Source organism: Pseudomonas sp. GL-RE-26 (assembly GCF_019956275.1).
Lineage (GTDB): Bacteria > Pseudomonadota > Gammaproteobacteria > Pseudomonadales > Pseudomonadaceae > Aquipseudomonas > Aquipseudomonas grandcourensis.
Genome location: NZ_JAHBDI010000018.1, coordinates 1 through 11,743 on the forward strand (window position 1 = coordinate 1; position 11,743 = coordinate 11,743).

General features: G+C 60.5%; 11 protein-coding genes. 5 read left to right on the plus strand and 6 right to left on the minus strand.

Annotated elements, in window-relative coordinates:
- The first annotated feature begins 82 nt into the window (after positions 1-82).
- From KGB07_RS13580 to KGB07_RS13595, 4 genes are all read left to right on the plus strand, one after another.
- Complete coding sequence (locus KGB07_RS13580) at positions 83-1,528, plus strand: sensor histidine kinase (protein ID WP_046043647.1); 1,446 nt, start codon at positions 83-85, stop codon at positions 1,526-1,528.
- 199 nt (positions 1,529-1,727) lie between these two features.
- Positions 1,728-2,828 (plus strand): SCO family protein, encoded by a 1,101-nt coding sequence (locus KGB07_RS13585; RefSeq protein WP_411741533.1) that lies wholly within the window; start codon positions 1,728-1,730, stop codon positions 2,826-2,828.
- A gap of 101 nt (positions 2,829-2,929) precedes the next feature.
- Complete coding sequence (locus KGB07_RS13590) at positions 2,930-4,423, plus strand: sensor histidine kinase (protein WP_046043650.1); 1,494 nt, start codon at positions 2,930-2,932, stop codon at positions 4,421-4,423.
- Positions 4,392-5,825, plus strand: coding sequence for a sigma-54-dependent transcriptional regulator (locus tag KGB07_RS13595; protein ID WP_046043651.1), 1,434 nt, complete (start codon positions 4,392-4,394; stop codon positions 5,823-5,825). The genes KGB07_RS13590 and KGB07_RS13595 overlap by 32 nt, the downstream gene beginning before the upstream one ends.
- A gap of 269 nt (positions 5,826-6,094) precedes the next feature.
- Here KGB07_RS13595 and KGB07_RS13600 read toward each other — a convergent pair whose 3' ends face one another.
- Positions 6,095-6,475 carry a hypothetical protein gene (locus tag KGB07_RS13600; RefSeq protein ID WP_046043652.1) on the minus strand — a complete coding sequence of 127 codons (381 nt, stop codon included), beginning with the start codon at positions 6,473-6,475 and terminating at the stop codon, positions 6,095-6,097.
- 172 nt (positions 6,476-6,647) lie between these two features.
- Here KGB07_RS13600 and KGB07_RS13605 point away from each other — a divergent pair, with 172 nt between their 5' ends.
- Positions 6,648-7,454, plus strand: a complete 807-nt coding sequence (locus KGB07_RS13605) for a class I SAM-dependent methyltransferase (RefSeq protein WP_223465605.1) — start codon at positions 6,648-6,650, stop codon at positions 7,452-7,454.
- Positions 7,455-7,600: 146 nt separating this feature from the next.
- Here KGB07_RS13605 and KGB07_RS13610 read toward each other — a convergent pair whose 3' ends face one another.
- The 5 genes from KGB07_RS13610 to KGB07_RS13630 form a co-directional block, all read right to left on the minus strand.
- Positions 7,601-7,765: a transcriptional regulator gene (locus KGB07_RS13610; protein ID WP_185754869.1), complete on the minus strand. Its 165-nt coding sequence runs from the start codon at positions 7,763-7,765 to the stop codon at positions 7,601-7,603.
- A gap of 242 nt (positions 7,766-8,007) precedes the next feature.
- Complete coding sequence (locus KGB07_RS13615) at positions 8,008-8,703, minus strand: GNAT family N-acetyltransferase (RefSeq protein WP_046043655.1); 696 nt, start codon at positions 8,701-8,703, stop codon at positions 8,008-8,010.
- A gap of 309 nt (positions 8,704-9,012) precedes the next feature.
- Complete coding sequence (locus tag KGB07_RS13620) at positions 9,013-9,807, minus strand: ChbG/HpnK family deacetylase (protein ID WP_223465606.1); 795 nt, start codon at positions 9,805-9,807, stop codon at positions 9,013-9,015.
- Positions 9,779-10,996, minus strand: a complete 1,218-nt coding sequence (locus KGB07_RS13625) for a GNAT family N-acetyltransferase (RefSeq protein WP_223465607.1) — start codon at positions 10,994-10,996, stop codon at positions 9,779-9,781. Before KGB07_RS13625 ends, KGB07_RS13620 begins: the two co-directional genes overlap by 29 nt.
- A 4-nt stretch (positions 10,997-11,000) precedes the next feature.
- Positions 11,001-11,690, minus strand: a complete 690-nt coding sequence (locus tag KGB07_RS13630; protein ID WP_046043659.1) for a hypothetical protein — start codon at positions 11,688-11,690, stop codon at positions 11,001-11,003.
- Positions 11,691-11,743 lie beyond the last annotated feature (53 nt).

Below are 11,743 nucleotides of genomic sequence, written 5' to 3' on the forward strand. Positions count from 1 at the left end.
GTGGGGTATCGCAGTCCCCAGGTTCGGGCAATCGGCCATGGCTGGGCTATAAACCTATAGGGGGTGTCCGGGAACCGTGTCCATGAACACAATCGCCAAAGTACTTGCGACCGACAGCGAAGTTCGCTTGAACACGCGCAAGGAGCCGTTCAATCTGCTGCGCTGGTTTTCGCTGATCAGCATGGTGGTGATCGGCACGGTGGCGGTGGCGCTGGGGGCGGTGTCCACGCGGTTCGTGATTACCGAAAGCGTGCAGCGCGATGCGCTATTGACCTCACAATTCATTCAGGCGATTGCCTCGGCCGAGGTGCGCCATGTGTCGATTCCCAACGTCAGGACCATGGGCGAGTTGCTCGACCCACGCAAAGACAAGGACTTTCCCGACGTCGACCCGCTGTCCCGTGCCAGTGCCCGCGGTGAATTCCTCGACCATATCGCGAACTTGCCGGACGTGATCCTGGTCAACATCTACGCCCCCGACCGCATGGTGATCTGGTCGACCAATCCGGCCTTGATGGGCATCACGATCCGTGCCGATGAAGACCTCGACCGGGCATTCAACGCAAAGACTTCAGTGTCGACCAGTTTCCACGGCGTGGGCAAATCCCGCATGGAGCAGAAGTTCCTGGAACCACCCAAATACACCTTCATCGAAAACTACATTCCCCTGTTCGACGCCGATGGCAGCACCGTCACGGCGATGGTCGAGATCTACAAGGAACCGCAAGACCTGATCAACCGCATGGAGCGCGGCCTGGTGCTGATCTGGCTGGCGACTGCATTGGGCGGCGGCCTGATTTACCTGGGGCTGTACTGGATCGTGCGGCGGGCGGCGATCCTGCTGGCGACGCAGCAGAAGCAATTGATCACCAACGAAACCTTTGTCGCTCTGGGCGAAGTGTCCTCGGCGGTCGCCCACAGTCTGCGCAATCCGTTGGCGAACATCCGTTCGAGCGCCGAGCTGGCGATAGAGTTCGACAGCGGTCCGGCGCACAGGAACATCAACGACATCATTGGTCAGGTCGATCGCATGTCGACATGGGTACGGGAGTTGCTCCAGTCCCTGCGACCGCTCAATGACGAGGCGGAACCGGTGAACCTGGTAGCGGCACTGCATGACAGCCTGATGGCTTACGAGCACCAGATCGGCAGGGCCAGCGTCAACGTGGTGTTCGAGCCGGACCAGACGCCCATGGTGCTGAGCCAGCACGTGCAACTGACCCAGATCCTCAACAGCCTGCTGTCCAATGCGGTGGAAGCCATGGACGGCGGCGGCACCCTGACCATCCGGATCGAACCGCGCGATGCCCAGCGCGTCAGCGTGAGGGTGAGCGATACCGGCAAAGGCATGAGCGAAGAACAGCGCGCCATGGCCTTCCGGCCGTTTTTCACCACCAAACAGGGCGGGCTGGGCGTCGGGCTGGTGCTGGTCAAGCGGATCATGGAGCGATTTGGCGGTGCGGTGACCCTCGACAGCAGTGAAGGCGAGGGCACCACTGTGCGCCTGTCGTTTTTTCTGGCCCCCTGAAAACGGGGATGACCTACCCCCAACATCGGGTATCAATCCCCGGTCATTTCCCCGGTCATCGCCCATTGATTTTGATAAATCATTGTTTTGTCGAGTGTTAGTACGTTTTTATAAAAAAACACATGATTGGCGAGGTCCTTGCAAAACCACCATCACCCCCTTCACCACATCGAGGCGGCTGGTGATGGAAAAAAAAGAGATGCATTCACCACGCTCGCGAGCCTTGGGCATGCACCTGGTGCTGATGCTGGTGACCGGTTTGCTGGCCAGCCAGATGCTGGTCGCCAGCCAGCCGACGTCGACGCCCGCACCTGCTCCGGCATCCACTGCCGAATCCGCTGTCGTTGAAGCCGTCACCCCGTGGGGTGCCGACTATTTTCCCAACACCCCGCTGACCGACCAGGACGGACAGCCGCTGCATTTTTTCGATGACTTGATCAAAGACAAGGTGGTGGTGATCAACTTCATCTTCACCTCGTGCAGCGACTCCTGCCCCCTGGAAACCGCGCGCTTGCGCCAGGTGCAAAAACTGTTGGGGGATCGGGTCGGCAAGGACATCTTCTTCTACTCCATCAGCATCGATCCCTTGAGTGATACCCCCGAGGTGCTCAAGGCCTATGCGCAACGCTTCCAGGTCGGGCCCGGGTGGAAATTCCTCACCGGGGAATTCGCCGACGTCACCGACCTGCGCAAAAAACTGGGGCTGTTCATCGAAGGCGTCGATAACGGGCGCAACAAGGACCACAACCTGAGCCTGATCGTCGGCAACCAGGCTACGGGCCGCTGGATGAAAGCCTCTCCCTTCGAAAATCCGTGGATTCTGGCCGACCAACTGGCCAATACCCTGCATAACTGGAAACAGCCCAGTGTGGAAGAAAGTTATGCCGATGCACCGGAAATTCGCCCACCGAGCAATGGCGAAGAGCTGTTTCGCACCCGCTGCGCGTCTTGCCACAGCCTCGGTCCGCTGGACGGGCAGGGCATCGGCCTGCGCAGCATCGGCCCGGACCTGATCGGCGTGACCTATCAGCGCGATCCGGCCTGGCTCATCCGCTGGATCCGCGAACCTGACCGCATGCTCGCGGAAAAGGACCCGATCGCGATGGAACTGTTCGAGCGCTACAACAGGATCTCGATGCCAAACTTGCGGCTGGATCCGCATTCCGCCCAGTCCCTCATCGATTTCCTGAAAGAAGAAACCGACCGTCAACATCCGCCAGCGGCGCCATTGGTCAGTGGTAACGAGGAGCCCGAACACCATCATTCGGGCGCGCAACCCGAGACACCCCGGGTGCAATAGTGTCAAAAAAATTACGCGGGCCGGTCAAGGCTATCAATGCCACCTACACTGATCCTGAAAGCGGCTGAACAGGCTCGATTTCAAGCATCCAGGACACAGCCATGCAGATACTCGAACAACAAAAAGTAGCTGCGCCGCAGGCTCCGGCAGCACAACGCAAAGGGTGGAGACCGCAGTTCAATTTGCTGCGCTGGTTCTCCCTGGCAAGCTTTCTGATCATCGCTGCGGTGGCGCTGGGGCTGGGTTACATCTCCACGCGCTTTGTTGTCGATGAAAGTATCGAGCGTGATTCGATGCTGACCGCGCAGTTCATCCAGTCCATTGGCGAGGCCGAAATCCGGCATGCTGGCATTGTCCCGAGCCGGACCATGGGTGAAATGCTCGACCCGCGCATGGACGATGCCTACCCCGACGTCAATCCCGCATCCCGGGCCGCCGCGCGGGTTGAGTTTCTCGACCATGTGATGCACCTGCCGGACATCCTGCTGGCGACGGTGTACGCCCTGGACCGCACCGTGGTCTGGTCGACCAACCCCGAGTTGATTGGCGTGCGCATCAAAGACGATTTTGAGCTGGACGAATCCTTCGAAATGAAATCGCCGGTGTCCACCAGTTACCACGAAATCGATGAGGAGCGTCCCGAGCAGCGCCTGCTGCGCGAACCGGAGTATTTGTTCGTCGAGAACTACATTCCGATGTTCAACGCCGACAGAAGCAAAGTGATTGCCATGGTGGAAATCTATAAGGAGCCGCTGGATCTGGTGGAACGCATCCAGCGTGGCTTCAAGGCGATCTGGCTGGCCACGCTGATCGGCGGGGCGGCCATTTACCTGGGGCTGTTCTGGATCGTGCGACGCGCGGCGACGCTGTTGCAGAGCCAGCAGAAACAACTGATCGCCAACGAGACCTTTGTCGCCCTTGGCGAGATGTCCTCGGCGGTCGCCCACAGCTTGCGCAACCCGCTGGCCAATATCCGTTCCAGCGCCGAACTGGCCCAGGACATCGCCAGCCAGACTGCACAGAAAAACATCGGCGACATCATCAGTCAGGTCGACCGCATGTCGCGCTGGGTCCGTGAATTGCTGGTGTCGTTGCGGCCGATGAATGACGACTGTGAAACGGTCGATCTGATGCTGGCCCTCGAAGACACCCTGAGTGCCTTTGAGTCCCTGATCAAGCGGTCGGACGTCGAGGTGCGTTTCTCCCCTGTCAGTGTGCCACCGGTCGTCAGTCAACAGGTGCTGCTCACGCAAATACTCAATAGCCTGTTTGCTAATGCACTGGAAGCAATGCCCAAGGGTGGCGTGCTGACGATCGAGATCGATTCCTCGGTGTCCGGCGACGTGAGAATGACATTGACCGACACCGGCAAGGGCATGTCCAAACAACAGCAGCAAATGGTCTTCAAGCCGTTTTTCACCACCAAGCAAGGTGGTTTGGGCGTGGGCCTGGCCCTGGTCAAAAGAATAATGGAGCGGTTTGACGGCTCGGTCGAACTGACCAGCCGGGAGCAGGAAGGAACCCGTGTTTGTCTCAATTTCAAAGTGGCAACGGGAGGGGAATATGGAGCACAGCATTCTGCTGGTCGAGGATGACGAAATCCTCGCCGAGAATATTCAGACTTACCTGGAGCGCAAGGACTTCGAGGTGACCGTCTGCCACTCGGCTGAAGATGCGTTGGAGCAATTGGGTTCTTTCGCGCCTGACGTGGTACTGACCGACAACTCGTTGCCGGGCATGAGTGGTCACGACCTGATCCAGAAGCTGCGCATCAGCGCACCAGATCTGAAAGTGATCATGATGACCGGCTACGGCAACGTCGAAGACGCCGTGGTGGCGATGAAAGAGGGCGCCTTTCACTACGTCACCAAACCCGTGGCCCTGCCAGAGCTCAAGTTGCTGCTGGACAAGGCCCTGGCCACCGACCGCATGGAGCGTACGCTGTCGTTTTACCAGGAGCGCGAGGCCCAGAAGTCGGGGGTGCAGGCACTGATTGGCGAGTCGGCACCGATGGTGTACCTCAAGAGCACCATCACCCAGTTGCTCGACGCCGAGCGGCGCATGGCCAACAGCGACCTGCCGCCGGTGCTGGTGGAAGGCGAGACGGGCACCGGCAAGGAACTGGTGGCCCGGGCCTTGCACTTCGACGGCCCGCGCGCCAAAGGCCCGTTCATTGAGTTCAACTGTGCTTCGATCCCGTCCAATCTGGTGGAATCGGAACTGTTCGGCCACGAGAAGGGCGCCTTCACCGACGCCAAGGATCGTCGCATGGGGCTGGTGGAAGCGGCCGATGGCGGCACGCTGTTCCTCGATGAAATCGGTGAAATGGACCTGCTGCTGCAAGCCAAGTTGCTGAAACTGCTGGAAGACCGGACCATTCGCCGGGTCGGTTCGGTGAAGGAGCGCAAGGTCGATCTGCGGGTGATCAGCGCCACCAACTGCAACCTCGAACAGATGGTCCAGCAAGGCAAATTCCGTCGTGACCTGTTTTTCCGCCTGCGCATCATTTCCATCAAGGTGCCGCGCCTGTATGCCCGTGGCGCCGATATCCTGCTGCTGGCCCGGCACTTCCTGGCGCTACATGGCAAGCGCTACGGCAAACCGAACCTGCATTTCAGCGACCAGGCCGAAGATTTGCTGCTCAGCTATAGCTGGCCGGGCAACGTGCGCGAATTGCGCAACATGCTGGAGCAGACCGTGTTGCTGGCGCAAAGCGACACTATCGCCGTCCATCAGTTGAACGTCTGCCTGAGCCTGATGGATGAGCCACCGATGTTTCATCACGAGCCGCCACATTTCAGCGAACAGCGTCCGTCCTTCAACGGCAGCGATTCCATGAACCTGCCGGAAGTGGAGCGCGACATGGTGCGTAAGATGCTCGACAAGACCGACTGGAACGTCACCAAATCGGCACGCCTGCTGGGTCTGAGCCGTGACATGTTGCGCTACCGGATCGAAAAGCTCGGCCTCGCCCGTCCGGACAAACGCCAGTGGTAGGGGGCGTTCTCAATTGGTTTCCCTACCGCGCCGGGTCTGCTGTTGTGCAGGGCAAGGCGCGAGAAGCGCAGTTTGGTCATTCCAAATCAGCTTCGAGCAACACAGCCCTGCACAACAGCAGGCCCGGCCCTTCGGGTTGTGCCTTAAAGCTGGCCATGCTGCGTTGCAGGCCTTGGAAAGGGAACAACCATTCCCAGCGGCCTACGCCTTGCCTGGCCAGCTTTAAGGCGACAACGCGGTGGGGAAACCAATTGAGAATGCCCCCTAGCTCACTGCAACACTGGGCCTTCCCTCAGACAGGACATCATGCAACTGGGGTTCTCGACTTCCTGGTTGACGTACACGCCACGCTCCGGATCGTAGGAGCGGATAAACACCCGAACCGTGGCGTCGGCCACCGTCGGCAGGCGCGAGTCCGAGAACACGTGCTCGCTGGAAACCGGGATGAAATCCCCGGGTGCGGTCGGGATGTACGAGCCCGGCGGGATGATGCTCATGGACGGTGGTGCAGGGTGCGCGAAGGGTTGGTCGGCGCCGTAATAGTTGAATTCACTGCTGTAGTTGGTGGTGTTTGGCATGTCATCGGCGTGGGCGACAGCGGTTGCGCCCAGGCAGACGGCGAGCAAAAGCGTCAGGTCGGTCTTTTTCATGGCAACACCTGCTAGATCGGTTTAACCACATTCACCCCAAGGTTATTAACTATAGCTGCCGTCGTGGACAGCCGTCGGTGCTGCGCGGATTACAAGTTCGCAACATCTGCCAGGATGGGGTTGATCTAGACTCCGGCCGGTCAAATCGACGACCTAAACCCTGGAGCGTGCAATGGAACTGCCGACAAAAGAACAAGCCATCGCCAGCAACCGCGAGGCCTGGAATGACTCCGCCCGTCACCACAAGGACTCCAGCGAATGGCAAGCCTTGTTGAAGGACGTGGCCCACGCGGATTTCTCCTGCCTGGACGACACCCTGACCGCTTTGCTGACCCAGACGGGTGTCGACGGCAAGGACGTGGTGCAACTGGGCTGCAACAACGGTCGTGAAAGCCTGTCGCTGTTCGCCTTGGGGGCACACAGCGTGGTGGGCGTCGACCAGTCTGAAGCCTTTCTCGGGCAGGCACGGGAACTGGCGTCCCGCTCGCCCCACGCGCCGCAATTCATCGAAGCGGACATCCACCACTTGCCTGCTCAATTGCTGGAGCGCTTTGACCTGGCGCTGATCACCATTGGCGTCTTGAACTGGATGCCGGACATCGGCGAATTCTTCCGCCATGTGGCGCGCACCCTGAAGCCGGGTGGGGCGTTGGTGGTGTACGAAACCCATCCGTTCCTGGAAATGTTCGACCCCGAGGCAGCCGATCCTTATCGCCTGGACAGCTCATACTTCCGCCGCGAACCGTTCGTGCAGCACGAACCGATCGTCTACGAAGGCAGGATCGAACAACCGGCCGCGCCGTCCTACTGGTTCGTCCACACCCTGGGCGACCTCTTCAGCGCGGCCATTGCAGCAGGGCTGCAGATCCGTCACTTCAGGGAATACCCGCACTCCAACCGCGAAGAACTCTATGACCGCTATCAACAGCAGGTGGCGCAGTTGCCGTTGTGTTTTACGTGGGTGGTGGTGAAGAGCTGATGTCCTGGGCTCAATAGTGTGCGGGTTCTGCGGGCCCCATCGCGAGCAAGCTCGCTCCCACAGGTGTTCGGTGTCGTACATCAGTCTTGCATACGACAACCATCCAATGTGGGAGCGAGCTTGCTCGCGATGGCAGCGACGCGGTTTCAGGTGGACTCGGTTAGAACTGCGTAGGCCTCGGTTATGTACTCGATAGCTCGAACAAACTCTTCGACATCGCCGTATTCCACTACCTGAAAGAAATATTCAGTGATGGCCTCGTTGCTATCGAGTAGTGACGCCATGTCGAAGTCTTTTAACTTTTCCTTCATTGGCTCTGACTCCTGAATCCCGTTCGAAAGTAATCGCAGATTCAGGTCTGTGGCGAGTCAGACTGCTCCTTACTTCTGTACGCTTTTTCCTGGAAGTAAGTGAGACGTTTAACGTCATCGCGAGCAGGCTCGCTCCCGCAGGAATTCGGTGTCGTACTCGATCTTGCATACGACAACAATCCAATGTGGGAGCGAGCTTGCTCGCGAATGGAGCGATGTGGTCCAGCGGATAAACCCCAGGATCAAGCCTCGGCCTGCGCCTGCGTCACCACCGGCCGCCCGGGTTTGCGCAGCGGTTCCAGGCGTGAGCCGGTGTAGCGGGTTTCGCGGAAGAGGCGCCAGCGGCCGAACAGACCGTAGACGTGGGTGACGCGGCCCTGTTCGTGGTAGCCCATGCGGATGTGCAGTTTCAGCGCCGGGATGTTGTGGGTCTCGCAGACGTCCACCACCTTGTTGCAGCCTTGCAGTGCCATGGCTTCCCAGAGGGCCACCTGGACATCCACGGACAGGCGGGTGCCGAAGTAGGCACGGATCATTTCGCCGCCGAATTCGAAGAATTCGCCTTCCTTCACCGCGAACCTGCACCCGTAGTAGTGGCGGTCGTGATAGTCCCGGGTGCTGCCCCAGATGAACCCGATCGCATGGCCTTCGTCATCCAGGTACATGTGCCCGGTGTGACCTTCGGCGGCGAGTTCGGCCATGGTCTCGACACGGTCGCCAAAGTGCTTGGCAAACGCTGAAGTGTTATCCGGGGTGATGACCACCTGGCGCACGGGAGCATAGGGTCGCAGCTTGTGTGGCGGCACCGGGCTGACCAGGTCGCGCTCCATCCACAGCAACTCCCAATGGAAGAACACGTAGCGTTTCCACAGCGTACTGAACGTGTGACCCAGGCCCTTGCGCTTGATGTGTTCGTGAAGCTTGTCGAGTACGCTCATGAAGCCCTCCTTAAGCCGAGGATTAATGGTGGGTGGTGAAGGTATCGATGGGTATAGATCACCAATGGCAACTGCATGGCCATGCATCCGCCGGCATTGTGTTTCTAGTTATGTATCAGTCTTGACACAATTTTCAGGCGTCAAAAAGCCGCTATTCCCGAACGAATCCGGGGGCGCTGAACAGTCGATTGAATGCATGCAAAACCTGTGGGAGCGAGCTTGCTCGCGATAGCGTCAGTACAGGCAACATTGATGTCGCCTGACACACCGCCTTCGCAAGCAGGCTCGCTCCCACAAGGGGGGATGGTGTTACTCCAGAACCGCCTGAGTCCGGTGAGACATGGCGTCGCAAGCGGCGGTATAGGCCACCCGCGGCACACCTGGCAAGCGCTGTTCGAGCAACGCACTCAAGGACTCTCCCGGTTCCAGGTAGGCATCGCCGAAGTCGGCGCCGAGCTGGTTCGGGTGGGCGACGATTTCCAGCAGTCCGTCGGGTGGCGGCTCGGCGTTGCGTAGATCCACCGGGGTGCACACGTAGTCGGCGGTGGCACCGGCCAGGTTGCTCAGGCGACGGTTGAGCAGGTCCTTGAACACGCGCTTGGGCAGGCTGAGGTTTTGCCCCAGGTTGCGCGCCAGACGCACCGGCACCCCCTGGCGGGCGGCAAAGCGCGCGACGATCTCGCCGATCGGCCAGATGTTGTGCACGTGTTGATGGGAGTCCAGGTGGCTGGGGCGCATGCCGTTGTCCAGGCAGCGCTGCCACTGGGCTTCGAGTTCTTCGAGTACAGCCTGGCGATCCCGGCGCCCGAGCCAGAGGCGGGTGCGGGACAGGTTGAGGTCGAACACGCCGGCGCCGTCGCAAAAGGTCGGGCGTCGCGTAATGCCCTGGCTCAACGGGCGGCCATAGGTCAGGTTGAAGTGCAGGCCGATGCGGCCTTCGAGCAACGGATGCCGAGCCAGGACGCAGGCCGCTTCGAACGCCGGCATGTTGGCCATGGCGGTGGCGGAACTGATGAGTCCGGCCTGGAACGCGCCCAGGATCACCGCGTTTTCGCAGGCACTGAGGCCAAAGTCGTCAGCGTTGACTATCACTTGCCGAGGCATGTTCATCCTCCTTGAGTTTTTCCGTAGGCGCAGGTGCTTTGATCGCAGGGGGCGCGACGGGCGCCGGGGTGGCGATTGCGGCCGCCGCGCGCCGGGCGCGCCATTGCTGCAATCGGGGTTTGAAGTGTTGCCAGACCCGCAAGGCCAGCCCCAGCACCAGCCCGCTTGGCCGCCAGGAGTAGAAACTCCAGCGCCAGTGTTCCAGTTGCCCGGTCATGCGTTCATGCAGTTGATGGCTGGAGTTTTCCAGGCTGACCCGTGACGCATCGATCCACTGCCAGTGGTCCTCCAGGCCCCAGCGAATCCACTCTTCGAGCAGCACCCGGCCGCTGCCCAGGTCGGCATATTGCGGCAGGAACGCCAGGTTGTAGTCGTACAGACGGCCCTGTTCCAGCAAGCCGAGGCGATAGCTGATGCAGCGTCCCTCCAGTTCCAGCACCACAACGCGCACCAGGCCCCGGGCCGCCAGGGCGGTGAAGGCGCGGTCCATCCACTGGCGATGGCGCGCATCGGCAAAGATCCCGACCCCTTCATCGCCTTTCCAGCTCACCGCTTCGACTTCGCTGATTTCCTGCAACAGCGGCCCCATGGTCAGGGCGTCGGGGGTAATCCGCCGCACCTGGGCACCACAGGCGGCGATGCGTTTGCGTGCGCGGCGCAGTTTGTAGCGGGGGTCGCCGGAGACTTCCTGATGGTCGGCCTCGCTGATCAGGTGCACCGGCACCCGACAGCTGAGGCGTTGTTCGGCGGTCGAGCTGTGTGCCTGCCACGGCGCCAGGGTTTGTGCCTGGGCCGTGGAACCGGCCAGTTCGTTGAGTTGCAGCATGGCATGGGGCAGGCGTTGCCGGATCTGCCTCAGCGCCTCGCGCAGATTGTCGCCGTCCAGCCTCGTCAGCAGCGCGAGGCGGTCGGCAAGGGGGTAGCCCAGATGATGCAGGACCCGAAACGGCAAACGCGCAAAGCGCTCCACGGACGCCACCAGCGGCAGGCACAGCGCCAGTTCGTCACCCTGCCAGCCGAGCAGTACGTGCAACTGCTCGCCGGGCTTGAGCGCCAGTTCCGATGCGTATAGCCAGGCCAGGGTGTTGAACGGCGTGTGGTCCGTTACACGCTGGCGCAACGCTTCGTAAGCCGTTGCCGGAAAGTCGTGGGTGCACAGCGACGTGCGCCATTCGAATCGTGCGCTCATGGGATCACGTCGCCTCGGCAGTGGCAGGTTCACGCACCGGTTTGCGCAAGGTGTCCAGGCGCGAGCCGGTGTAGCGTGTATCGCGGAAGAAGCGCCAGCGGCCAAACAGTGCGTAGACGTTCGTGATGCGTCCCTGCTCGCTATAGCCGGTGCGTATATGCAGCTTGAGCGCCGGGATGTTGTGCCACTCGCATACGTCCACCACCTTGTTGCAGCCTTGGGCGTGCATGGCTTTCCACAGCTCGGTTTGCAGGTCCATCGACAGTTTGGTACCCCAGTAGGCCCTGGCCAGTTCGCCACCGAACTCGAAGAATTCCCCCGGCTTCACCGGGAACCAGCAACCGTAGTAGTGCTTGTCGAGATAGTTGCGCGCGGCGCCCCAGATGAACGCCACCGCGTCTCCCTTGTCATCCAGGTGCATTTGCCCGGTGTAGCCCTCCCGGGCCAGTTCGGCCATGGTCTCGACCCGGTCGCCGAAGTGGCGGGTGAAGGCCACGGCGTTTTCCGGGGTGATGCTGACGACCCGCAGCGGCGGGTAGGGCTTGAGTTTGTGCGGTGGCACCGGGCTGACCAGGTCACGCTCCATCCACAGCAGTTCCTGGTGGGAAAACACGTAGTGCTTCCAGGCTTTTTTCAAGGTGGCGCTCAGGCCTTTTTGTTTGATGTGTTCGCTGAGTTTTTGCATTGCACTCATGTTGTTGGCTCCTGACGGGATTGCCCGCGAGTGGAGTGATTCCCGCGTGCGGC